The sequence below is a fragment of the Pseudomonas sp. 2995-3 genome, assembly GCF_002742565.1.
Classification (GTDB): domain Bacteria; phylum Pseudomonadota; class Gammaproteobacteria; order Pseudomonadales; family Pseudomonadaceae; genus Aquipseudomonas; species Aquipseudomonas edaphica.
In genome coordinates, this window is sequence record NZ_LJSB01000042.1 from 1 (window position 1) to 310 (window position 310).

General features: G+C 41.3%; 1 protein-coding gene. It reads right to left on the bottom strand.

Features of this window, described 5'->3' with window-relative positions:
* The coding region (locus AOA62_RS31685) for a hypothetical protein (protein ID WP_218244052.1) at positions 1 to 310 on the bottom strand (310 nt) is incomplete at both ends.

Genomic DNA, 310 nt, shown 5'->3' on the forward strand with positions numbered 1-310 from the left:
CTTCGTTGCTGCGTGACTAAGCCCATTGGTGAATTTCCACCTTGCATTGTGCTCATTAAAGCCCTATATCCTACTTCCCCTATATTCACTGCCAAACCAAACATTTCTCCAGCGCCCCCCATGACAGTACAAAATAGGAGTTCTTCAGTGATAGGATCTTCAATCGCAAAGATAGTGTCATCCCCCATCTTTTCCCATGGCTTTAATTGATGAAATTCCTTCGACTTTACCAATACTTCTTTCCAGTAATCGGTACTTTTATTTTCTACTTCTCTACCAGTGAACGGGAATTTACTTCTCAGCTCTATAT